The sequence below is a fragment of the Spongiactinospora sp. TRM90649 genome, from assembly GCF_029382225.1.
In the GTDB taxonomy this organism is placed as follows: Bacteria; Actinomycetota; Actinomycetes; order Streptosporangiales; family Streptosporangiaceae; genus Spongiactinospora.
In genome coordinates this window covers 74,308-95,813 of record NZ_JARLTC010000013.1, presented here as the reverse complement: position 1 = coordinate 95,813, position 21,506 = coordinate 74,308, and the positions used below count along the sequence as shown (strand labels likewise).

Annotated in this window: 21 protein-coding genes and 3 tRNA genes; 16 read left to right on the top strand and 8 right to left on the bottom strand. The window is 69.5% G+C overall.

The features are described from left to right. Positions 1–134: 134 nt before the first annotated feature. Positions 135–476, bottom strand: coding sequence for a metallopeptidase family protein (locus P3X83_RS18045; protein WP_277306271.1), 342 nt, complete (start codon positions 474–476; stop codon positions 135–137). A gap of 93 nt (positions 477–569) precedes the next feature. On the opposite strand from P3X83_RS18045, the gene P3X83_RS18040 reads away from it, so the two are divergent. The 4 genes from P3X83_RS18040 to P3X83_RS18025 all read left to right on the top strand — a co-directional run bounded on the left by P3X83_RS18040 (position 570) and on the right by P3X83_RS18025 (position 2,542). Next, positions 570–2,153 (top strand): metallophosphoesterase, encoded by a 1,584-nt coding sequence (locus tag P3X83_RS18040; protein WP_277306270.1) that lies wholly within the window; start codon positions 570–572, stop codon positions 2,151–2,153. Positions 2,154–2,236: 83 nt separating this feature from the next. Continuing rightward, positions 2,237–2,309 (top strand) — tRNA-Glu (locus P3X83_RS18035). A 79-nt stretch (positions 2,310–2,388) separates the two neighbouring features. Continuing rightward, a tRNA-Asp gene (locus P3X83_RS18030) sits at positions 2,389–2,463 on the top strand. Between the two features lie 5 nt (positions 2,464–2,468). After that, positions 2,469–2,542: transfer RNA gene (locus P3X83_RS18025), tRNA-Phe, on the top strand. A gap of 588 nt (positions 2,543–3,130) precedes the next feature. On the opposite strand, the gene P3X83_RS18020 is transcribed toward P3X83_RS18025, so the two are convergent. Next, complete coding sequence (locus P3X83_RS18020) at positions 3,131–3,250, bottom strand: tyrosine-type recombinase/integrase (protein ID WP_277306269.1); 120 nt, start codon at positions 3,248–3,250, stop codon at positions 3,131–3,133. A gap of 1,263 nt (positions 3,251–4,513) precedes the next feature. Between P3X83_RS18020 and P3X83_RS18015 the strand changes: the two genes are divergently transcribed. Continuing rightward, positions 4,514–6,097 (top strand): alpha/beta hydrolase, encoded by a 1,584-nt coding sequence (locus P3X83_RS18015; RefSeq protein ID WP_277306268.1) that lies wholly within the window; start codon positions 4,514–4,516, stop codon positions 6,095–6,097. 130 nt (positions 6,098–6,227) lie between these two features. Here P3X83_RS18015 and P3X83_RS18010 read toward each other — a convergent pair whose 3' ends face one another. Beyond that, a complete protein-coding gene (locus P3X83_RS18010) occupies positions 6,228–7,154 on the bottom strand; it encodes a PaaX family transcriptional regulator C-terminal domain-containing protein (protein ID WP_277306267.1) in 927 nt (308 codons plus the stop codon). 79 nt (positions 7,155–7,233) lie between these two features. Between P3X83_RS18010 and P3X83_RS18005 the strand changes: the two genes are divergently transcribed. After that, complete coding sequence (locus P3X83_RS18005) at positions 7,234–8,262, top strand: alpha/beta hydrolase (protein WP_277306266.1); 1,029 nt, start codon at positions 7,234–7,236, stop codon at positions 8,260–8,262. Between the two features lie 57 nt (positions 8,263–8,319). Here P3X83_RS18005 and P3X83_RS18000 read toward each other — a convergent pair whose 3' ends face one another. Next, positions 8,320–9,015, bottom strand: coding sequence for a DUF4386 domain-containing protein (locus tag P3X83_RS18000; RefSeq protein WP_277306265.1), 696 nt, complete (start codon positions 9,013–9,015; stop codon positions 8,320–8,322). A 655-nt stretch (positions 9,016–9,670) separates the two neighbouring features. On the opposite strand from P3X83_RS18000, the gene P3X83_RS17995 reads away from it, so the two are divergent. The 3 genes from P3X83_RS17995 to P3X83_RS17985 are packed head-to-tail and all read left to right on the top strand — an operon-like array spanning position 9,671 to position 12,511. Further along, entirely contained in the window at positions 9,671–9,814 is a 144-nt protein-coding gene (locus P3X83_RS17995; protein WP_277306264.1) for a hypothetical protein, read from the top strand. 31 nt (positions 9,815–9,845) lie between these two features. Then, positions 9,846–10,817, top strand: coding sequence for a TIGR03885 family FMN-dependent LLM class oxidoreductase (locus P3X83_RS17990; protein WP_277306263.1), 972 nt, complete (start codon positions 9,846–9,848; stop codon positions 10,815–10,817). Next, a complete protein-coding gene (locus tag P3X83_RS17985; protein WP_277306262.1) occupies positions 10,814–12,511 on the top strand; it encodes an alpha-amylase family protein in 1,698 nt (565 codons plus the stop codon). Before P3X83_RS17990 ends, P3X83_RS17985 begins: the two co-directional genes overlap by 4 nt. A gap of 76 nt (positions 12,512–12,587) precedes the next feature. Here the strand turns inward: P3X83_RS17985 and P3X83_RS17980 are convergent, their stop codons facing one another. After that, positions 12,588–13,232 (bottom strand): TetR/AcrR family transcriptional regulator, encoded by a 645-nt coding sequence (locus P3X83_RS17980; RefSeq protein WP_277306261.1) that lies wholly within the window; start codon positions 13,230–13,232, stop codon positions 12,588–12,590. 95 nt (positions 13,233–13,327) lie between these two features. Here P3X83_RS17980 and P3X83_RS17975 point away from each other — a divergent pair, with 95 nt between their 5' ends. From P3X83_RS17975 to P3X83_RS17965, 3 genes are read left to right on the top strand one after another with little or no spacing between them, the layout of a single operon-like run. Beyond that, positions 13,328–14,107, top strand: coding sequence for an alpha/beta hydrolase (locus tag P3X83_RS17975; protein ID WP_277306260.1), 780 nt, complete (start codon positions 13,328–13,330; stop codon positions 14,105–14,107). A 58-nt stretch (positions 14,108–14,165) separates the two neighbouring features. After that, a complete protein-coding gene (locus P3X83_RS17970) occupies positions 14,166–14,717 on the top strand; it encodes a dihydrofolate reductase family protein (protein ID WP_277306259.1) in 552 nt (183 codons plus the stop codon). Positions 14,718–14,729: 12 nt separating this feature from the next. Further along, entirely contained in the window at positions 14,730–15,179 is a 450-nt protein-coding gene (locus tag P3X83_RS17965; protein WP_277306258.1) for a YdeI/OmpD-associated family protein, read from the top strand. Between the two features lie 17 nt (positions 15,180–15,196). Here P3X83_RS17965 and P3X83_RS17960 read toward each other — a convergent pair whose 3' ends face one another. Both P3X83_RS17960 and P3X83_RS17955 read right to left on the bottom strand, forming a co-directional pair. Beyond that, on the bottom strand, positions 15,197–15,625 hold the full coding sequence (locus P3X83_RS17960) for a nuclear transport factor 2 family protein (protein WP_277306257.1): 429 nt from the start codon (positions 15,623–15,625) through the stop codon (positions 15,197–15,199). A gap of 52 nt (positions 15,626–15,677) precedes the next feature. Then, a complete protein-coding gene (locus tag P3X83_RS17955; protein WP_277306256.1) occupies positions 15,678–16,142 on the bottom strand; it encodes a GNAT family N-acetyltransferase in 465 nt (154 codons plus the stop codon). Positions 16,143–16,163: 21 nt separating this feature from the next. Here P3X83_RS17955 and P3X83_RS17950 point away from each other — a divergent pair, with 21 nt between their 5' ends. Continuing rightward, on the top strand, positions 16,164–16,622 hold the full coding sequence (locus tag P3X83_RS17950; RefSeq protein ID WP_277306255.1) for a hypothetical protein: 459 nt from the start codon (positions 16,164–16,166) through the stop codon (positions 16,620–16,622). On the opposite strand, the gene P3X83_RS17945 is transcribed toward P3X83_RS17950, so the two are convergent. After that, positions 16,552–18,657, bottom strand: a complete 2,106-nt coding sequence (locus P3X83_RS17945; protein ID WP_277306253.1) for an MMPL family transporter — start codon at positions 18,655–18,657, stop codon at positions 16,552–16,554. The two genes, P3X83_RS17950 and P3X83_RS17945, sit on opposite strands and share 71 nt — an antisense overlap. A 70-nt stretch (positions 18,658–18,727) precedes the next feature. Here P3X83_RS17945 and P3X83_RS17940 point away from each other — a divergent pair, with 70 nt between their 5' ends. From P3X83_RS17940 to P3X83_RS17930, 3 genes are all read left to right on the top strand, one after another. Beyond that, positions 18,728–19,198: a MarR family transcriptional regulator gene (locus P3X83_RS17940; protein WP_277306252.1), complete on the top strand. Its 471-nt coding sequence runs from the start codon at positions 18,728–18,730 to the stop codon at positions 19,196–19,198. Between the two features lie 58 nt (positions 19,199–19,256). Further along, positions 19,257–20,012, top strand: coding sequence for a peptidylprolyl isomerase (locus P3X83_RS17935; RefSeq protein WP_277306251.1), 756 nt, complete (start codon positions 19,257–19,259; stop codon positions 20,010–20,012). A 242-nt stretch (positions 20,013–20,254) separates the two neighbouring features. Next, positions 20,255–21,400, top strand: a complete 1,146-nt coding sequence (locus P3X83_RS17930; RefSeq protein ID WP_277306250.1) for an MFS transporter — start codon at positions 20,255–20,257, stop codon at positions 21,398–21,400. Positions 21,401–21,506 lie beyond the last annotated feature (106 nt).

The following is a 21,506-nucleotide window of genomic DNA, read 5'->3' as shown; positions in this document are numbered from 1 at the left end:
TGACAGAGGGTGTTCGCTACGTAACCTACGGTGCCTGGTGCCGGCTCGGTGCGCAAGTCGATATTCAACGAGCTCGCACACCGGGTGTTCTTGTATGACCGGAAATATAAGGGGATCGACGAGTGTTGCGCCGGTCACCAGCCGAGTTCGTGCAGCCGATGGTCGTCGATGCCGAAGTGGTGGGCGATCTCGTGCACGACGGTGATCTGGACCTCCTCCACGACATCATCCTCTGTTTCGCAAATCTGACAGATGGGATTGCGGTAGATCTCAATCCGGTCGGGCAAAACTCCCGCGTACCAGTCGCCGCGCTCGGTGAGGGGGATGCCGGTGTACAGCCCCAGCAGATCCGGCTCCGGAGGGTCGTCCACGACGACCACGACGACGTTGTCCATCAGTCGCGTCAGCTCGGCGGGGATCGTGTCCAACGCCTCGGACACGAGCTCCTCGAACTTCTCCCGCGACACCTCGATCACACTGCCATTCTGCCCGCCGTTCGCCGGAATCGTTCATCTCGCCCCCGACCTGGGTACCCCTGCTAGTTCAATGCCGTCGATCGAAAGGAAGGCATGCCCCGCGAAGACCTTGTGACCCCACTTGGCAGGCTCCGGCTCCTCCTGAAGGGCGCGGCTCGCCGTACGGCCGAGGCCGCACGCCGTACCGCGCGGGCCGGCCGTCGCGTCGGCGAGCGCCCCCTCGTACGCCGCGCCTCCCGCTGGACGGCGATCGTGCTGGTGGCCGGCTTCGGCGCCTGGCTGGGCATCGCGGTCAGCGGCGGCGTGCACTCCTCCCTGGGGCCCGTCGAGGTCGGCATGTCCCTGCGGCCCGCCTGGGACGGCCAGACGGTCGTCGACGTCAATCCCCTCGGCACCCTGCTCTTCGACAGCCACGACGCGCCGCTGCGGCTCAGGGTCACCCTGGAGAACATCGACCAGGAGCAGGCCCGCGCGATGATCGAGGACCCGCGGCTCGCCGACCGGCTGCCCGAGCTGATCGAACAGGACCTCCGCGCGGGCGTCACCGAACTGGTCATCCGCTCCGCGCTGTTCTCCCTCGCCGGGGCGCTGCTGGCCGGCCTGATCGTCTTCCGCCGGGTGCGCGTCGCCATGGCCACGCTGATGGTCGCCACCGTCTGCGTCGTCGGCACCGGCACGCTCGCCGCCGCCACCTTCCGCCCGCAGTCGCTGATCGAGCCCCGCTACACGGGCTTGCTCACCGGCGCGCCGTCCCTGGTCGGCAGCGCCGAGTCGATCGTCACCCGCTTCGAGTCGTACCGGGCCCAGCTCACCAAGCTGGTCAGCAACGTCTCCCAGCTCTACGACACGGTCTCCGCGCTGCCCGTCTACGACGGCGACCCCAACTCGATCAGGGTCCTGCACGTCTCCGACATCCACATCAACCCGATCGCCTGGAACCTGATCAAGACCGTCACGTCCCAGTTCAAGATCGACATGATCGTGGACACCGGCGACCTCACCGACCACGGCAGCAAGCCCGAGGACAACTTCGTCAAGGAGATCGGGAAGCTGGACGTGCCGTACGTCTGGGTGCGCGGCAACCACGACTCCAAGGGCACCCAGCGCGCCGTCGCCAAGCAGCGCAACGCCGTCGTCCTCGACGGCCGCACCGCCGAGGTCGGAGGCCTGACCATCTACGGCATCGGCGATCCCCGCTTCACCCCCGACCTCTCCGCCAAGTCCAACTCCGACCCCACCTTCCTGCGCGGCTTCGGCCAGACCCGCGACGTCGGCAAGAAGCCGGTGGACTTCATCGCCGTGCACGACCCGATCATCGCCGAGGGCTTCTCGGGCCGCGCGCCCGCCGTCCTCGCCGGCCACGCCCACGCCCGCTCCAGCAAGCTCCTCCCCAGCGGCACCCGCGTCCTCATCCAGGGCTCCACCGGCGGCGCCGGCCTGCGCGCCCTCGAACACGAGGAACCCACCCCCGTGATGGCCTCCGTCCTCTACTTCGACAAGGAGACCCGCCGCCTTGAGGCCTGGGACGACATCACCATGGGCGGCCTCGGCCAGCAGTCGGTTCAGATCCAGCGTCACGTGGAGGAGCGACCGCAACGTACAATTCATCCGGAGCCATCAAGCGCCCCGTCGCCAACGGGATCGCTCAACGGCTCCGCGACACCGAGCCGGGGTTAACCGCTTTGGCATCGGGGGCAATCGTCCCCTATGCTTCTACAGGTCCCCGACGGAAGGCGTCACGGATCAGGATCACCTCCTGAGCCCCCATCGTCTAGCGGCCTAGGACACCGCCCTTTCAAGGCGGCGGCACGGGTTCGAATCCCGTTGGGGGCACGGCGAGCGAACGCTCACCATGGTCTTCGATCACCGAAGAGCTGGTAAGCTAAGCAAGCCAAAGCAAGCGGCAAGACAAGGTCCTGTAGAGCAGCTAGGAGTGCTCGCCACCCTGTCAAGGTGGAGGTCGCGGGTTCAAATCCCGTCAGGACCGCTCAAGGTCAGGTAGCTCAGTTGGTACGAGCGTCCGCCTGAAAAGCGGAAGGTCGGCGGTTCGACCCCGCCCCTGACCACCCTAGAAGACCAGCCCAAACGCCCCGAGCCGAACATGGCCGGGGCATTCTTGTTTTCCAGTGACAGCAACGGCCAATGTCGTCGTGCGCGTGGCCCGTGTCCCGATCAAGAGGTCGGTCTCGCCGATGGGTGATGTTCGCGTGTCACGAGCCCTGGTGTCGGCCATAATGGATCTATGGGAGGTCGTGCACGTCGCCGAAGTCGGCGGCCCAAGCGTGTGCGGCACATCGACGTCCTCATGGCGAGCGGCGTCAGCGCGAGCGCCGCTGCGGCTGGCTTTGCTGACGTGCCTACCCCGTCGCAGGCGTTCTTCCTCGCCATCTCGGCGGTTCTGACGGGCTGGATGGTGTGGCGTGCTGGGCGCGACCAAGTAGGCGATAAATCGCCGCCGAAGCGTGGTGTTGCCCTAAAAAGAATCACCCTCAACTCCTGGCGCGCGCCCACAATCAATGGGTTGGCAGTTTCTCTTGCGGCATAGTCGCAGGTCACGGGCACGCCTGTCTTGAAAAGGTGAATTTCGGCTAATATGAAAGCGGCTTTCCCGGTTTAGCGAGTGCGCTCCTTTTATCCTCTAGCGATACGTGAGCTTAGCTGGTCATGGTGACTTCGATGTCGCTGTGGCCGACGATGTCGCGGACGACCTGGGGCGGGACGCCAAGGTTGAGCAGGAGCGTCACGCAGGTGTGGCGGAGATCATGGAGACGCATGTCTCCGAGGTCGGCAGCCTGCCGTGTGGCTGCCAGCTCCGCCGGAGGTTGTCCGGCTCCATAGGTGTACCCCGCTGGGAAGGGAAGACAAGGCCGTGTTCTTCCCAGTCCGCCCAGCGGTCGGAGCGTTCAGCGAACTGCCGCTTGCGGTGCTATCCGTGCCTCTCCCTGGGGGCGCGCAGAGCCTTGGACACGCTTCACCGCTCCGCCGGTGGTCGGTACGAACGCGGCGTAACCGTATCAGCCGTCTTTCCGGGGCCAGATGCTTCCTTCGCCGTTTGAACGCTTGCGCCCACGACGCGTGCTCGGGCGACGGGGCTCCTCAGGAGTGCCGGTCATAGGCTGCGCCATCACGCCACTCCTTTGAGGTTGTTACGCATTCGGCCGGCGAGTCGACGGGAACGAGGCGGCGACGGCCGATCTTGATGGTCGTGAGCGGGTTGGAGTGGATCGGGTGTAGAGGGTCCAGCGGCTGATACGGAGCCGGGCAGCGGCCTCATCCACGGCGGACCTCCAGCTCGGGGCGGGGATCTGGTGAACCTGGCCCATGAGGTGTCGCCGTATTCGGAGTCACCGCCACCGAGGAGGAGATACCCGAGGCGGTGACGGCTCCGGCCGCCGTCCAGGTCCACTGCGACGGCCGCCGCTGAGCTGGGGCTCGCGCCACCGGGGCGAAGAGAGCCCACGGGGCGTTGACTTTGTCGCAAGGTATGTCGCACCATGTTGCTACAAAGCTTGCGACAAAGGAGTCGTCATGACCCGCGAACCGCTACCGGACACCGACCCGCCGACGCGCACGACCGATCTACGGAGCGCGCCCGCCGGGCCACCGCCGACTACGCGGCCGTGATCGCCAGCGTCGGCATCGACGCGGGTGAGGCGACCCGCATCGTGTAGGCGGCTCTGACGTCCGGCGCGGCGGCACCGGCCTCGTCATGACCGCGACCCGGCCGCAGAGGTCACGTCGCCGGGCACATGACGTCGGCCTGGCGGCCGATCAGGTGGCGTCCGAGCCGCTGCATCGGCTGCTCCAACAGTCCCGCACCGACTCCGCGGTGATCTCGACCTCGGTGTTGGTCATGCGGAGCGTCAGTAGCCGGATGGCGGCCGCTCATTCCGGTTGCCAGAGAGGGCTCGCGTACCCGGCAGTGCCGGTTTCATCGGCATCGAGAAAGCATCTGTTCCTGTTGAGAAGGGGTATCAGTGCGATTAAGACTGCGATCACGTCTGACATTGTTCATCGCCGCGGCGACAGTGGCCGCCGTGGCGGCAGGCGCGCCCACGCCGGCCGAGGCCCGGATCGGCACACCGGAGTCGGCGGTGGCCGAGGCCGGGGGAGCGGCTCCGATCTGGGGCGAGTGCCCGCCGGCGGAACCCGGTACCCTGCGCGACCCACGCCAGCGGTGCGCGACGTTGCGGGTGCCGCTGGACTACCGCGCCCCGCGCGGGCGGAGCATCGAGATCGCGATCTCCCGGATCGTCACGACGCGACCCGAGTCGCGTCGCGGGATCCTGCTGTCCAACCCGGGCGGCCCGGGCGGTAGCGGCCTGGAGCTGCCCAGCCGGCTGGCGGACGTCCTGCCGCGCGAGGTCCTGGATCGGTACGACCTGATCGGCTTCGATCCGCGAGGGGTCGGCCACAGTACCCCGGTCACCTGTGGCCTCGATCTCATGAGGCAGTTCACGCTGCTGGTGCCCTACCCGGCGCCGGATGGCGGCATCGAGCGCAACCTCGCCTTCGCACGGGACACCGCAGCCGCCTGCGCCGAGCATTCCGGCGATCTGCTTCCGTTCATCACCACGGCCAACACGGCCCGGGACATGGACCGCATCCGAGCCGCACTCGGTGAGCCGAAACTGTCCTACTTCGGCGTCTCCTACGGCACCTATCTGGGAGCCGTCTACATTTCGTTGTTCCCGGGACGCGCCGATCGGATCGTGCTGGACAGCGCGGTCGATCCGGGTCTGGTGTGGCGGGACATGTGGCGGACCTGGAGCCAGGCGGTCGCGGTGCGCCTGCCCGATCTCCTCGCCTTCGCAGCCGAGCGGGATGCCGTCTACCATCTCGGCGCGACGCCGGACGAGGTCAGGCGCACATATGACCAACTGACCGCGGCCCTCGACCGGCAGCCCCGGCCGAACCCGGGCGGCCCCGTGCTCGACGGCAACGCACTGCGCGAGATCACCCGGGTGGGGCTTTACTTCGACGGCTTCTTCCCGCTCATGGCCGAGCTCTGGCAGGAACTGGCGGCCGCCATCCCAGGATCCACCGTGGACACCACCATCCTGACGCGACTGGACCGGCTGCTCTCCGTCGGCGGTGTCATCGGTGGCAGTGGCACCGGGACGGCGGAGACACCGGCGGACAACCGCGTCGCCGCGCTCTACGCGGTGATCTGCGATGACGTCGCCTGGCCGCGCGGCGTGGCGCTGCACGCCCGGCAGGTCGCGGCCGATCGGCGGGCGTGGCCGGTGACGGCGGGCATGCCGTCGAACCTCTGGCCGTGCGCGGCGTGGCCGACCCGGCCGGTGGAGCCGCCGGTGACCGTTACCGGTCACGGGCCGCGCAACGTGCTGATCCTGCAGAACACCCGCGACTCGGTCACGCCCCTGGCGAGCGCGCGAGGCCTGCGCGCCGCGCTCGGACGACGGGCCGCCATGATCACGGTCGACCAGGGCGGCCACGGCGTCGTCGGCCTCGGCAGCTGCGCCGACGAGGCGATGAACTCCTTCCTCGCCACCGGGGCACTGCCCGGGCGGGACCGCTTCTGCCCGGCTCCGTCACCGGCCGACGCCGTCGCCCGCTCCACGCCCTTGCCGTACATACCTTCTGCGGGGCCGCTGTAGGGCCGTTGCCTGTGCGGCCGGGGCGTTCTTCGTTAGGGCTGACGACAACCTTCCCTCTAACAATCGGGGATGTCCGGCTCGGTGAATCCAGGGCGCGGAGGGCATGGCGATCGACCGAGCGTCGCGAAAGTCACCTGGTTTGACCCTGGACCTGGCGCCGGCCATGGGCGGCTGTCTGGGCTGGAGCCGTTATTTCACGGACGACGTCTGCGTAAAGCCGGAACAGGCGTGGTGCGGAGGTGGAGGCGGCATGTTGGAGAAGGTGTTGCCAGCATCGCGCGACCAGTTCCCGAGCCTGGGCGCCCGGCCAGGGGTGGGGGAGCAGTTCGGGAGGCAGGAGTGGGTCGGGTTCCAGGGCGCGGGTGAACTCGGAGGCCAGCTCGACGGCGATGGTCAGTAGCTGCGGTTGGTCGAGCGAGGTCGAGTGGCTCAGGCGGTCCAAGCGGCTGCGGGCGACGCGGGCGAGCCGTCGATGGGCGTGGGCGAGGTCGTCCAGCGGCCACAGCCGGTCGGCCAGCTTTCGAGGGTCGTGGACGCCGCCTACACGCAGGTCGGTGCTGGTGAGGTAGGTGATGTAGTCGTCGGCGCCGAGCCGGGAGACCTCGGCGCCGACAAGGTCTTCCCAGGGATTGGCTGATACGTACAGGCCGCCCTGGAGGGGCGCTCCGCCCATGCGGACGATGTGCTCGCGCAACGCGTCGCGGGCCGCCCGTGCCGACTCGGGTACGGCGAAGGCCACCAAGTGCCAGGTGCCGTCCCAGGGCGCCTCGCCTTGATCCTGGGCGTACATGAAGCGGACGAACTCCACGTCGGGGTAGAGGGTGCGGCGGGCGTCGGCCGAGGCGTGCAGCACCGCGCGCTGTCCTCGGCCGGACTGAACGAACTGGCCCTCGGCGACCAGTCGCTTGACGCACAGCCGCACCTGCAGGTCCGTCATGCCCAGGGCTCGGGCGACCGCGTACAGCTCGCGGGCGTCCACGGTCATGTCCTCACGGACCAGGCTCTCCACCAGCACCCGGGTGGAGATCTCCACGTGATCGTCCTGCGTGGACGGCATGCCCTCACCTCCGTTGGCGCAACTATAGTACGGTCGAACTCGGTACGATCGTTCTGAAGATGAACGAAATGGAGGGTCGATGGGTGCGATCAAACGGCGCTGGGTGCGCTGGATTCTGCGGTCGCTGCTGGCCGTGGCCGTGCTGGTCGCCGCCTGTGGCGGCTGGGTGATCTATCAGCACGGCTACGAGTTACGCCAGGAGCAGGTGACGATCACCGGCGGCGAGCAGCCGCTGAAGGGGGTGCTGGCCTGGCCCACGACGGGCATGGGCCCGTACGGGCTGGTGGTGTTCGTGCACGGGGACGACCCGATCGACGCCACCCACGATGAGTTCTACCTACCGCTATGGGAAGCATTCGCCCAGGCCGGTTATGCCTCTTTGTCGTGGAACAAGCCCGGGGTGGGCGGCGCGGCCGGCAACTGGCTGGATCAGAGCATGGCCGACCGGGCCGCGGAGGCCGTCGCGGCGATCACCTGGGCGAAGGGCAGGCCGGGGCTCGATCCGACCCGGATCGGACTGTGGGGAGCCAGCCAGGCGGGCTGGGTCATGCCCAAGGTGGCCGCCCGCCTGCCCGAGCTGCGCTTCGTCATCGCACTCTCACCCGCCATCAACTGGCAACAGCAGGGCCGTTACTACCTGATGGCCAAACTCCGCGACGAGCACGCCTCGCCGGACCGGGTGCGGGCCGAGCTGGCCCGGCAGGAGAGGATGCTGGCGCTGCTGCGCGCAAGAGTTTCCTACGAGCAGTACAAGGCCGCCGTCGGGGACACCGAGATGACCGCGGAGCGCTGGACCTTCATCTCCAAGAACTACACCAGCGACGCCGCGCAGGATCTGGCGGCCATGCGGGTGCCGGTGCTGCTGCTCCTGGCCGGGCATGACCGCAACGTGGACGTCGCCGACACCGAGGCGGGCTACCGCGGCCACTTGCGTGCGCCCGGCCTGCTGCAGGTCCGGCACTATCCCGGCGCCTCCCACGCCATGATCCGAAAGGAGATTCACGACTCGGAGTCGAAGATGTTCCTTCTCGCCGTCGCGGCGCCACGCTCGCTGTTCCCCGACGGCTTCCTGGACGATCAGCGCCGATATCTGGAGCAGGTCTCCTGAGGGTGGGCGTGCGCACGCGTCGGGCCGGCGGGGTTCCGTTGGCTGTGGATGGGACCCTCATGCGCTGGCGGGTGCGGTTTTGGGGGTGCGGACGCCGATGGAGAGGAGGTAGGCGAGGAGCCATACCTCGGCCACGGTTGCGGTCGTCAGGACGAAGGGGGCCAGGGTTCCGGCCGTCTCAGGGATGGTGAACTGGGCGAACAGGTCGATCAGGTAACCGGCGCTGCCCGCGATGAGGAGGATGCCCAGCGGTTTGGGGAAGAGGCCGGAGCGGCGGGCCAGCAGGCCGGCGGGGAGCATCCACAGGCCGAAGAACATCTGCGCCAGTAGGTAGCCGTAGCGGTGTAGTTCGAGGAGGAGGAGCACCATGGCCTGCGAGCCTTCGGGGCCGCCGAAGGCGGTGGCGTAGGACGGGGAGGTGGCGACCAGGAGGGCGGCGAAATGGTTGAGCAGGTTGAGGCAGATCATCGAGACCGCTACGGACATGAGGACCAGCATCGCGCGGGCCAGTCCTTCTGAGGTGCGCCTGAAGAGCTGGTGCAGGAGAAGGGCCACCCCCAGAAAGCAGGTGACCTGTACGAGGTCGGCGAGGAAGCCGAGGCGGAACAGGGTGGCGTTGGCGACCACGTTCTCGGTGGTCTTGGCGGCGTCGCCGGGGACGTAGACGCTCGCCCGGACGTACAGCTGGGCGAAGCCGCCGAGGATCGCGACGATGAGGTATAAGACGCCGGTCAGGCGGGCGACGGGTTTCATGATTCCTCCGCGTATTGGAGATGTCGTTGAGGGGGCGCGGAAGACTGCCGCGCTTTGGAGGGCCGCTTCGGGGGACGCCGATGCGTTCGGCCGGTTCGGCCTGAGTCGTCTCGCTGTGGGTGAAGCGCGGTGCTTACACGTGTGGCGGTAGGCGGCGGGGAACCAGCCGCTGGGGGATCCACCGGAGCGGGCGGTGTCCCTGGCGATTTCCGCCAGGAGGGCGGCGGCGATCGTCCGCTGCTGGGTGGGTGCGTGGGGTGCCGGGATCAGCTCGCCGTCACTGGCGCTGACAAGCCCAGGCGGCCTCTTCTTCGTTCGACATGCCGGTAATGTATGACTTCTTTAACGCGATGTCAAAGATGTTTAACCCATCGGTGCCCGCACCAGATGGCCAGGGGCTCGGGGAGGCCCGCTGTTCAACCACCGACCCACTGCGCGCCGGCCGCGCCCGCCGTCCGGGCGGCAGCCTCATGGTGTACGCCGGAGGCGACGGAGCACGCAGGATGCTGGACCTGGAGGACGGCGCCGTGGAGTCGCGCTACGCCGACGACATCGTGGCGCCGTTCCCCGGTCGCGCGGCCACCTCGGCGAGATCAGGATCCGGCGCTGGGAAGACGGCATCCCCTACCGCCGCCCCGGCTTCTCCTTCGAGCCGATGCTCCGCCACAGCCGCCGCACCGACGTCGGCGTCCACTTCTGCGGCGACTACTTCGGCGACCTCGGCAACATGGAACTCGCCGCCGCCTCCGGCTTCCAGGCCGCCCTCCGCGCCACCACCGCGCTCAACGCCGCGATGTGAGCCGGGCGTCCTCCCGGGTAACCGGTCGGGCATGGCTGTGTATGGATTTCATGCCTCGCATGAGCAGGTGCCGCCGGGGGACCTGCTGGAAGCGGTGGTGCGGGCCGAGCGGGCGGGGTTCGCGGCGGCGATGTGTTCCGACCACTTCGCTCCGTGGAGCGAGCGGCAGGGGGAGTCGGGGTTCGCCTGGGCCTGGCTGGGGGCGGCGTTGCAGGCCACGCGGCTGCCGTTCGGGGTGGTGAACGCGCCGGGCCAGCGGTATCACCCGGCGATCGTGGCGCAGGCGATCGGGACGTTGGGGGCGATGTTCCCGGGGCGGTTCTGGGCGGCGCTGGGGAGCGGGGAGGCGGCCAACGAGCATGTGACGGGGGAGCCGTGGCCACGGAAGGACGTGCGCAACGCGCGCCTGGGGGAGTGCGTGGAGGTGATGCGGCGGCTGCTGGACGGGCAGGAGGTCAGCCACGAAGGGCTGGTCACGGTGGATCGGGCCCGGTTGTGGACGTTGCCCGAGCCGGTGCCGCCGTTGCTGGGGGCGGCCGTCAGCGAGGAGACGGCGCGGTGGTGCGCGTCGTGGGCGGACGGCCTGATCACCGTGAACGCCGCGCCGGAGGTGCTGCGCGGGATGGTGGCGGCCTATCGGGACGCCGGGGGGCGCGGACCGGTGTGCCTGCAGGTGCATCTGAGCTGGGCCCCCGAAGAGGCCGAGGCCGTGCGGATCGCCCATGAGCAGTGGCGGACGAACGTGTTCGCGCCGCCGGTGTGCTGGGACCTCGCGATGGTCGAGCAATTCGACGCCGCCGCCGAGCACGTGCCGCCCGAGCGGGTCGCCGAGGTCGTCAACGTCAGTTCGGACCTCACGCGGCACGCCGAGTGGCTGCACGAGTACGCCGGGCTGGGGTTCGACCAGATCTATCTGCATCACGTGGGACGGGATCAACGGGATTTCCTGGAGGCGTTCGGGGCCGAGGTCCTGCCTCGGCTGGCGGAGGGGACTGCCCGGTGAAGCTGACCCGGACGGCCGACCTGTGGTGGAAGAACGCGATCATCTACTGCCTGGACGTGGAGACGTTCCGGGACGCGAACGGGGACGGCGTCGGTGACTTCCGCGGCCTGGCCCAGCAGGTGGACTACCTGGATCGCCTGGGCGTCACATGCGTCTGGCTGATGCCGTTCTTTCCCACCCCGGACCGCGACGACGGCTACGACATCATCGACTTCTACAACGTCGATCCCCGGCTGGGCACGCTGGGCGACTTCGTGGAGTTCACCCGCACCGCGCGCGACCGTGGCATCCGGGTCATCGCCGACCTGGTCGTCAACCACACCTCGGACCGGCACCCGTGGTTCCAGGAGTCGCGCGCGAGCCTCGACTCCCCGTACCGGGACTGGTATGTGTGGCAGGACGAGCCGCCCGCCGACGGTCCCCATGGGGTGGTGTTCCCCGACAAGGAGCACAGCCTGTGGACCCGCGACGACGAGACCGGGCAGTACTACCTGCACCGCTTCTACAAGCATCAGCCCGACCTGAACGTGGCGAATCCGGCGGTCCGCGAGGAGATCGCCAGGATCATGGGCTTCTGGATGACGCTGGGCCTGTCGGGCTTCCGGGTGGACGCGGTGCCGTTCCTGCTGGAGACCTCGGGCCAGGACGACGCAGGCGCGCTGCCCGATCCGCACGAGTACCTGGCCGACCTGCGGCAGTTCATGACCCGGCGCGACGGCGAGGCGGTGCTGCTTGGCGAGGTGAACCTGCCGTACCCGGACGCCATGCCGTTCTTCGGCGACGCCGACGGCACCGGCGACGAGCTGACCATGTGCTTCGACTTCATCGGCATGCAGAGCATGTACCTGTCACTGGCCCGGCGCGACGCGGGGCCGCTGGCCAGGGCGCTGCGCGAGCGTCCGCCGCCGCCGCGTGACGGCCATTGGGCGACGTTCGTCCGCAACCATGACGAACTCACCCTGGACCGCCTCACCGAGGAGGAGCGCCAGGAGGTCTTCGCCGCGTTCGGCCCCGAGAAGGAGATGCGGTTGTACGGCCGGGGCCTGCGCCGTCGCCTGCCGCCGATGCTGGACGGCGACGCGCGCCGGATCAAGATGGTCTACAGCCTGCTCTTCTCCCTGCCCGGCACCCCCGTGCTGTTCTACGGCGAGGAGATCGGCATGGGCGAGGACCTGGGCAACGAGGGCCGCCTGGCGGTGCGCACCCCCATGCAGTGGACGGCCGGCCCCGGCGGCGGCTTCTCCCAGGCGGATCCCGAACGCTTCCCCGCCCGCCCGGTGCCGGGCGCGTACGGCCCCGAGCACGTCAACGTGGCCGCCCAGGCGCGCGACCGCGACTCCCTGCTGTCGTGGGTGCGGATGCTGGCCGAGCGGTACCGGGAGTGCCCGGAGTTCGCCTGGGGCCGGTACGAGGTTCTGGACGTGGGCGAGCCCGGGGTGCTGGCCCACCGCTGCGACACCGGCGACGGGCTGGGCGACGGGATGTCCGACGGCGTCAAGGTCGTCCTGCACAACCTGACCGACCGGGAGGTGCGGGTGGAACTGCCGCTGGCGGACATGGACGAGGGCTGCGAGCTGGCCGACCTGCTGGTGGACGGGACCACCCGGGTGTCCGCGGACGGCACCGCGTCGCTCTCCCTGGACGCCTACGCGTGCCGGTGGCTGCGGGCACGCCGGGCGGACCCGTCACGATAGACCGGCCACGATGGACAGGTGCCGGAAGCGCCGCCGCCCCTTCCGGCCGCCGGTCTCATCGACAGGACGCCTTCGGTCAGATCCGGTAGGCGGCCAGGAACACGCGGACTCCTTCGTCTGCGAAGCGCCGCAGCTCCGCCGGGGTGTACTGCTGCTCGTCCCCGAAGAACATGGCCTTTTCCATCGGCTGGGACAGGATCAGCCAGGCGAAGTGGCTGGCGGCCTGGGACGGGTCGTCGATCCGTAGCAGGCCGCGGCCGTCGAGCTTGCGGAACGTGTCGGCGAACGTGTCGATCGTGAGTCCCGGTGCCCGCTGGTAGTACTCACGCGCGACCTCGGGGAAGCGGCCGGCCTCGGCGATGAGAAGTCTGCGCAGCCGCAGCGTTCGCGGCTGGATGACCACGGTGATGTAGTGGCGCGCGAGCTCGCCCAGGTCCTTCTCCAGGTTCTCGGTGGCCGCGAACTCGGTGACGATGGCGGTGAAGTCGCCGACCCGGGCGGTCGCGCCGATGATGATCGCGCTGAACAGTTGTTCCTTGTCGGTGAAGTGCTTGTAGACGGTCTGCTTGGACACCGCGGCCAGTGCGGCGACCTCGTCCATGCTGGTGCCCTGATAGCCGTTGCGCAGGAACAGCTCGGTGGCCGCTTCCATGATCGCTCTGTGCTTGCGGGCCGAACGGCCCTCATCTTGGGACGGGCTCGTCTGTTGCAGCTCTGTCATGTGGGTTCCTCTCCTCCTCCTCAGCTTAGAACTAGACGGGCCAGTACTCATACGGTACTGTACGGTCTAGTTCTGAACGAACCGAAAGGAAACCCATGAACAAGGTCATCTCCGCGGACGGCACTCCCATCGCCTACGACCGGACGGGTGAGGGGCCGGCGGTCATCCTGATCGGCGGCGGGCCGACCAACCGGTCGATGGAAGCGCCGGTGGCCGAGCTCGTGGCCGGCGCCGGTTTCACCGTCTACAACTACGACCGGCGTGGCCGGGGCGACAGCGGTGACACCGAGCCGTACGCGGTGGAGCGCGAGCTGGAGGACCTGGAGGCGCTGATCGCCGAGGCCGGTGGCTCGGCGATGGTGTACGGCACCTCCGGCGGCGGGATCCTCGCCATCCGCGCCGCGGCCCACGGCCTGGCCATCACCAAGGTGGCACTGTGGGAGGTTCCCTACATCCTCCCGGGCGCCCGTCCGGCCGTTCCCGCCGACTACCGCGACCAGCAGTTCGCGCTGCGCGGGCAGGGCCGTTACGGCGACATGCTGGAGCTGTTCTTCCTCAAGGCGGTGCTCATGCCGGAGGAGTTCGTCACCGGGATGAAGGCCGGCCCGTTCTGGGAGGGCATGGGAGCCACCGCGCCCGCCCTGGCCTACGACGCCGAGCTCGCCGGCGACTTCGCCCTGCCCACCGAACAGCTGGCCGCCCTCGCCGTCCCCGCCCTCGTGATCGACGGTGCGACCATTCCGTGGATCACCGCCGCCGCCGAGGCGATCGCCGGCGCGCTGCCCGACCCGCGGCGCCACACCCTGACCGGTCAGCCCCACAACGTCGACCCGGCGGCCATCGCCCCCGTCCTGGCCGAGTTCTTCGCCGCGTAGAGCCGCTCCGTCCCGGTCGCCCGGTGTGAAGAGGCGCGTCCCCCCCACAGGAGAGGTCATGAGGAAGATCATCGCGCAGTTGTTCGTGTCCGTGGACGGGGTCATGGAAGCCCCCGAGGACTGGCACTTCCCCTACTACGACGACCAGATGGGCGAGGTGGTCGCCGAGCAGTTCCACCAGGCCGACACCTTGCTGCTCGGCCGGGCCACCTACGAGGTGTTCGCCGCCTCCTGGCCACAGCGCGGCGACGAGGTGCCGCTGGCGAAGCGGATCAACGCGATGCCCAAACTGGTCGCCTCCACGACCCTGGACACGGTGCACTGGCACAACTCCACGTTGATCGTCGGTGACGTCGCCACCGAGCTCACCAAGCTCAAGGAGGGACCCGGCGACAACATCACCATCAGCGGCAGCCCCACCCTGGTCCGGTCACTGCTGCGGGAGAACGTCCTGGACGAACTCCAACTGCTCGTCCACCCCATCGTCCTGGGCCACGGCGGGCGTCTGTTCGCCGACGACGGCCGGCGGACGCCGTTGCGGCTGGTCGACTCCGTGACGTTCGGTACCGGAGTCCTTCATCTGACCTATCGTCCCGCGGACGATTCGTAGCGGGCGGTGGCGATGAGATTCCGAACCGTGCTCCAACCGGCCGGCAAGACCGCCACCGGGTTTGAGGTCCCCGACGAGGTCGTCGCCGGCCTCAAAGCGGGACGGCGGCCACCGGTCCGCGTCACGATCAACGGCCACACCTACCGCTCGACCGTGGCGTCCATGGGCGGCCGGTACATGCTGGGGGTCAACGCGGGGAACCGGACGAGCGCGGGGGTGGCCGCGGGCGACGACATCGTGGTGGACCTCGAACTCGACACCGAACCCCGTGAGGTGACCGTGCCGGCCGATCTCGCCGAGGCCCTCGGTCGTGACACGGACGCCAAGAGGTTCTTCGACGGGCTCTCCTACACCAAGAAGCAGGGGTTCGTCATGGCGATCGAGGGAGCCAAGCGGCCCGAGACCAGGCAGCGACGTCTCACCGAGACGATCGCCCTGCTCCGGGACGGGCGCACACGCTGACGGAGCAGGGCCTCAGGTCAGCTCGTGGCCGTGAAATCCGGCTCATCGATGATCATCCGCCAGGTGCCGTCGGCCTGGCGGCGCGCGACCTCGGCCGTCTTCCCGGACGCGTGGATGGGGCGGCCGTCCGGTCCGGGAATCTCCATGGTCCACAACCCGGAGGTCAGCGCCAGGTCGCCGGTCAGGACCGCGCTGACCGGGGCGGCGGTCATGCGGGGGGCGGCGGCCAGGAATTCCCGCAGCACCAGCCGGATCTCCTCCAGCCCTCGCGCGATGTGCCCGGCCGGATAGTGCAGCACCGCGCCGGTCTCGTAGAGCTCCACGAGACCTTCCAGATCTCGGTCGTTGACCCGTTCGACGAAAAGCGGCTGAAGGTCCTGCGGCTGCCGGGCCTGTCGTCGCGCCGGCGTGGCGACCGGGGACGAGGATTGAGCGTTTTCCATCATCAGGACACGCTAGTCCCCCCACTCCGGAGTCGGCGACGGGCCACGTGATCATTCATGCGAGGTCCAGGACGCCGACCGTCTCGCCTTCGCACTCCTCGCCCGTCAGCCGGAATCCGAGCTTGCGGTAGAAGCCCTCCGGGCCGTCGTCGCCGGGGTGCCACGTGACGTACATCCGCGCCTCGCCGCGCCGGCGTACCTCGGCCGCGACCGAGGTGACGGCGAAGCGCCCGACGCCGCGCCCCTGGGCGTCCGCGGCCACGTTGAGGCGCCACAGGCCGGAGCGGAAGTCGAGGCCCTTGCCGTTCCAGTCGATGCCGAGAAAGGCCATCAGGAATCCGACGGGACGGTCACCGTCCAGGATCAGGCGCGGCCACGCCACCTGCGGGTGCACGTACGCCTCGGCCAGCGACTTCATCACGGGCGACACGAACCGCCCCTGGTCGGGCCGCACCTCGACGGCGAGCGCGGTATCGATGTTGGCGGGCGTGATCGGTGCTAACCGGAGGTTCATCGTCATGATCCGAATTATCATCCGATGATGAAGCAGTCGGTGACCACGTTGGTGGCTCTGATCGGTTGCGTGGCCTTTGCGGCGATCGTGATCCTTCCTCTTGTCTCCCTGCCGACGATCCTGTACTTCGTGATCGGATACGGATGTGGGCCCTCAGACGATCGGATGGCGGAGCGCCTGGCCACGCTCGGCATTCTGGACGCCCGCCCCGCCGGCGCCCGGCAGGGGGAACGCGAGAGTCATTGCGAGGACGACGCCCGCGCCACGACCGTCTCCCAGACCTACTGGCTGTCGGGTTCCGAGACGGCCGCGGACGCCTACTACCGGAAGGCCGCTCGCAGGGACGGCTGGACGGCGTCCAAGAACGAGGGCTGCTTCGTCAAGGCGATCGACGAGAAGCTGGTCACGCTCGTGGTCACCGGCCTTTCGGGGAACGAGTACGAGGTTCGGCTGATGTCGACCCCGGGGTCCAGCCTCTGGTGCTGATCCCGGGGGAACCGGGCCACCAGGCGCGGGGGCCGAGGTCGCGGACCAGGGCGGGCACCAGCAGGGAGCGTACGACCAGGGTGTCGAGCAGCACGCCGAAGGCCACGATGAACGCGATCTGGGCGAGGAACGCCAGCGGGATCACCACCAGGGCCGCGAAGGTCGCGGCCAGCACCACGCCCGCCGAGGTGATCACCCCGCCGGTGGTGACCAGCCCGCGCAGCATCCCTTCCCGCGCGCCGAGTGTCATGGTCTCCTCGCGCACCCTGGACATCAGGAAGATGTTGTAGTCGACGCCCAGGGCGACCAGGAAGACGAAGCCGTACAGCGGCACGGACGCGTCGATGCCGGTGAACCCGAACAGGTGCGTGAAGACCAGCGTGGAGACGCCGAGCGTGGCCAGGAAGTTCAGCGCCACGGTGACCACCAGGAGCAGCGGCGTCACGAGCGAGCGCAGCAGCGCGATCAGGATGAGCAGGATGACGGCCAGTACCACCGGCGCGATGAGCAGCGTGTCGTTCCTGGCGGTCTGGGTGGTGTCGTACCGCTGGGCGCTGTATCCGCCGACCAGCACGTCGCGGTCGAGCGCGTCGCGCAGCCGCCGCACGGTGTCCTGGGCCGCGTCGCCGTCCGGCGCGTCGCGCAGCGTGGCCTCCACGAGCGCGACGCCGTCCACGACCTTGGCGGTGTCGCCGGGCCGTCCGCTGACGGTCACCGGCGCGGCGTCGGAGACGCCTTCGACGCCCGCGGCGGTCCGCGCGACGGCCTCGGCCCGCGCGGCGGGCACGACGATGACGGCGGGCTGCCCGGAGCCGCCGGGGAAGTGGGCGCTCAGCGTGGCCTGCGCCGCGACCGAGGGCGCGTCGTTCACGAACGTCTCGTCCAGCGGCACGCCTCTGGCGTTGAGCTGGGGCACGAACAGGGCGAGACCGACCAGCGGCAGGGCGGTGGCGATCCACATCCGCCTGGGGTGGCGGTCCACCAGCGTGGCCACGCGCTCCCAGATCCCGTTCGACCCGGCCTGCCGGGGCTTGGCGGGCCACAGCGCGGTACGGCCAAGCAGCACCAGGACGGCGGGCAGGAAGGTGAGCGCGCTGACGGCGGCGCACACGATGCCGATGGCCCCCACCGGCCCGAGCGCGCGGTTGTTGGTCAGGTTGCTGAGCAGCAGCGCGAGCAGCCCCAGCGCCACGGTGGCGGCGCTGGCCACGATCGGCTCGACCGAGCGCCGCAGCGCGACGCGGACCGCCGCGAACCGGTCGCCGGTGGCGGCCAGTTCCTCGCGGAAGCGGGCGGTCAGCAGCAGCGCGTAGTCCGTGGCCGCGCCGATGACGAGGATGAACAGGATGCCCTGCACCTGGCCGTCCACGCGGACGATGTCGCGGTCGGCCAGGAAGTAGACCACCGCGCAGGCCAGGGCCAGGGCGAAGACCGCGCCGATGATGATGACCAGGGGGAGCAGCACGCTGCGGTACACGGCGAGCAGGATGATCAGTACGGCCAGCAGCGCCACCCCGAGCAGCAGGCCGTCGATCCCGGCGAAGGCGTGTTGCAGGTCGGCCCGGGTGGCGACCGGCCCGGCGAGCTGGGCGCGCAGGCCGTCCACGGTCACCGCCGTGGCGATGCGGTCCAGCGTGTCGCCGATGGAGCCCTCGATCTCGGGGCCGAGCTGGACGACGCCGCGCAGCGCGAGGCCGTCGTCGGAGCCGAAGGCGGGGGTGGGCGTTCCGGTGACGCCCTGGGTGCCGCGCAGCGCGGCCAGCACGCGGGTCGCGTCAGCGGTCTGGGCGGGGGTGATCCGTTCGCCGCCGGCCGTCCAGACCACGATCACCGGTTGCGTCTCGCCCTCGCGGAACCGGTCCTGCATGTGCAGCACGCGTGTGGACTCGGCGCTCTGGGGCAGGAACGCGGCCTGGTCGTTGGTGGAGACCTCGGTCAGCCGCCCGGCGAACGGCCCCAGCCCGCCGCCGACGGCGAGCCAGACCAGCACCAGCAGCAGCGCCGGGACGAGCCTGCGGATCGTATGGCGTGCCATGGGCGCGGCCTCCCGATAGATAGCTTAATCATTGAGATACTCAACAATTGAGTTAATGTAGCATGGCCGCATGAACGGCAAGGACGGCGAGGCCATCGACCTGCGGTCCTTCGGAGCCCGGCTGCGGCGGATAACCGCCGAGTTCAACCGCATCGCCCACGCCTTCGCCCACGAGAACGGCCTGCACCCCACCGACGTCCAGGCCCTCATCAAGATCTTCGACGCGCCGTCGCCGATCACCCCGACCCGCCTGCGCGAGGAGTTGAACCTCACCTCGGGCGCCGTCACCGCCTGCCTCGACCGGCTGGAGCGCGCCGGTCACATCCGCCGCGTCCGCGACGCGCACGACCGCCGCGTGGTCCACCTGCACTACCTCGACGCGGCCAAGGACGTCGCCGCCGCCTTCTTCCGCCCCCTCGGCCGCGCCACCGACAACGCCCTGCACCGCTTCACTCCGGACGAACGGCGCATCGCCGCCGCGTTCCTCGACACCCTCAGCGACGAACTCGACCTTCTCCGCGCCGAGCCGCCGTCCTCTTGACGGGGTCTGTTAGATCGACTAGACCACAGAGAGTCAGTTGATCACCCGGGAGGACATCATGTCTGGCAGGTCGTGGTTACGTTTCGCGGGACGCACGGCGGTGACCGCCGTGGCGGCGGGGACACTGGTCGCGGTGGCGGGGATGCCCGCGTCGGCGGCGGGCGGCGACAAGCCGAAGCCGCCGAAGACCACCAAGGGGCCGTGCGCGTACACCCAGACTCCGGACGACCCGGCCGTGCGCAAGGTGCCGCTGCCGCCGGACCCCAAGCGCACTCCCACCCGGCCGGTCTCGGCGGTCCTCAAGACGAACCACGGCGTCATCGGGCTGACGCTCGACCCGGTCAAGGCGCCGTGCACGGTGCAGAGCTTCGTGCACCTGATCAAGCGCGGGTTCTACGACCGCACCTCCTGCCACCGGCTCACCGCCTACGACCGGCTCAAGGTGCTGCAGTGCGGCGACCCGAGCTTCACCGGGGAGGGCGGGCCTGGCTACAAGTACAAGGACGAGTTGCCCACCGACCTGCCGCCGTGGCCGGGCGACACCACCGGGCAGCGTAAGACGTACGCGCGGGGCGTGCTGGCGATGGCCAATGCCGGTCCCGCCACCAACGGCAGCCAGTTCTTCCTGGTGTACGGCGATTCGGGGCTCGCGCCCAACTACACGGTCTTCGGCACGGTGGACGCGGCCGGGCTCGCCGCGCTCGACCGGATCGCCGCCGGGGGCATCCAGCCCACCCCGGACGGCCCGACGCCGCCGGTGGACGGCAAGCCGGTGCTCCCGGCCGACATCCGCGACGCCAAGGTGCGCCATTAGCCGCTAACCGCTCATATCGGACTCCGGCGCACCGGGTATACGCGGCGCGCCGGAGAAACCGACTGACAAATCATGGTTTGCAGGAAATCGCCGATCCGGCCATGATTCCCGAGTGCCATTCCCCGACGCCCTTCGATCCCGGCGTTTCCTGTTCTTCTGCCTCGCGGCCGCCGCGATATACGGCGGTTTCCAGCTCGCCGACAAGGAGCTGATGGAGCAGGCGTTCGTCCTGGACATCGCGGGTGAATCAGCGGGAACCCGGCTCGACGGCCTGGCCGAGTCGCTGGCCCCCCGTCCTGCTCGGCCTGCCGTTCGGCGTGCTGGTGGACCGGGTACGACACCGCCGTTCGATCGTCGTGGTGCTGGTCCTCGCCACCGCGGCCGGGATCGCCTCCGTGGCGCTGGCCAACGCGCTCGACTCCGCCGGGTGGTCGCACATCGTCGCGGTGATGATGATGACGACCGTCCTGATGGCGATGGTGCCGATCGGGCAGGACGCCTGGCTGCCCTCCGTCGTCTCGCATGACCTGCTGGTCCCGGCCAACGCCGCGCTGACGGTGCTGCCCGCCGCCTTCCTGGTCACCGTGGTGCCCGCGCTGACCCCGGTGGGCGCGATCGAGGGCGCGTTCCTGCTGGCCCCGTGCGTGCTGCTGGTGATCGCCACGGTGGCGTTCGGCAGGGTGGACGCCGAGGAGACGCCGCCGCCCCGGGGCGACCTGTGGCGGGAGGTCACCGAGGGCGTCCGATTCACCCTTGGCGACCCGGTGCTCCGGGCGATCGCCCTGTATCTCGTGCTCTCCGAGCTGTTCCTGACGTTCGGTGACGAGATCACCGGCGCCATGATGAGTGGGGCGCGCCGGGACATGTCGACGGGCGACGTCTACACGCTGATGGTGGTGCTCCCGGCCGTCGTCGCGCCGCTGGTGGGGGCGGCACTGGCCGTCCTGCTGTACCGCAGGCTGGGCACCTTCCGGCTGGCCTGGACGGCGGTGCTGGTGACGCAGCCGTGCACGCTGCTGCTCGCGCTGCCCGACCTGCCGGGCGGCTCGCTGTGGTACCTGCTGGGCACCGGCGTCCCCTGGACGGGGACGATCATCGCCACGATCACCCTGCTCAGCCACCGGCAGACGATCACCCCGGACCGGCTGCTCGGCCGGGTGGGCGGGGTGCTGCTCACACTCGTCGGGCTGGCCGCGCTCACCGGGCGGATGCTGGAGGCCCCCGCGGGGTGGTTCGCCGAGACCATCGGCCCGGCGGACGCGCAGCCGTACCTGCTGCCCGGCCTGGTCCTGGCCACGCTGGCGGGGCTCGCCCCGGCCGTCCCGCTGCTGCGCGTACGGCACGCCGTCGCCGCGCCCCAGCGCGAGCCGGTGACGCCGGGCCCATAGCGCGGTGCTATGGAAAGACGTTGCTGTTCGCACGCTTGCCTCGCTGTCAAGGTGAGGGTCAGGCTCAGGCCGCGTTGTGGACGTCTCATAAGGAGGCTGCGACGTG

Coding starts and splice junctions, on each gene's coding strand:
- P3X83_RS18040 (WP_277306270.1), top strand. CDS start 570: ATGCCCCGCGAAGACCTTGTGACCCCACTTGGCAGGCTCCGGCTCCTC.
- P3X83_RS18020 (WP_277306269.1), bottom strand. CDS start 3,250: ATGCGTCTCCATGATCTCCGCCACACCTGCGTGACGCTCCTGCTCAAC.
- P3X83_RS18010 (WP_277306267.1), bottom strand. CDS start 7,154: ATGCCGTCCACGCAGGACGATCACGTGGAGATCTCCACCCGGGTGCTG.
- P3X83_RS18005 (WP_277306266.1), top strand. CDS start 7,234: ATGGGTGCGATCAAACGGCGCTGGGTGCGCTGGATTCTGCGGTCGCTG.
- P3X83_RS18000 (WP_277306265.1), bottom strand. CDS start 9,015: ATGAAACCCGTCGCCCGCCTGACCGGCGTCTTATACCTCATCGTCGCG.
- P3X83_RS17995 (WP_277306264.1), top strand. CDS start 9,671: ATGCTCCGCCACAGCCGCCGCACCGACGTCGGCGTCCACTTCTGCGGC.
- P3X83_RS17990 (WP_277306263.1), top strand. CDS start 9,846: ATGGCTGTGTATGGATTTCATGCCTCGCATGAGCAGGTGCCGCCGGGG.
- P3X83_RS17980 (WP_277306261.1), bottom strand. CDS start 13,232: ATGACAGAGCTGCAACAGACGAGCCCGTCCCAAGATGAGGGCCGTTCG.
- P3X83_RS17975 (WP_277306260.1), top strand. CDS start 13,328: ATGAACAAGGTCATCTCCGCGGACGGCACTCCCATCGCCTACGACCGG.
- P3X83_RS17970 (WP_277306259.1), top strand. CDS start 14,166: ATGAGGAAGATCATCGCGCAGTTGTTCGTGTCCGTGGACGGGGTCATG.
- P3X83_RS17965 (WP_277306258.1), top strand. CDS start 14,730: ATGAGATTCCGAACCGTGCTCCAACCGGCCGGCAAGACCGCCACCGGG.
- P3X83_RS17960 (WP_277306257.1), bottom strand. CDS start 15,625: ATGATGGAAAACGCTCAATCCTCGTCCCCGGTCGCCACGCCGGCGCGA.
- P3X83_RS17955 (WP_277306256.1), bottom strand. CDS start 16,142: ATGACGATGAACCTCCGGTTAGCACCGATCACGCCCGCCAACATCGAT.
- P3X83_RS17950 (WP_277306255.1), top strand. CDS start 16,164: ATGAAGCAGTCGGTGACCACGTTGGTGGCTCTGATCGGTTGCGTGGCC.
- P3X83_RS17945 (WP_277306253.1), bottom strand. CDS start 18,657: ATGGCACGCCATACGATCCGCAGGCTCGTCCCGGCGCTGCTGCTGGTG.
- P3X83_RS17940 (WP_277306252.1), top strand. CDS start 18,728: ATGAACGGCAAGGACGGCGAGGCCATCGACCTGCGGTCCTTCGGAGCC.
- P3X83_RS17935 (WP_277306251.1), top strand. CDS start 19,257: ATGTCTGGCAGGTCGTGGTTACGTTTCGCGGGACGCACGGCGGTGACC.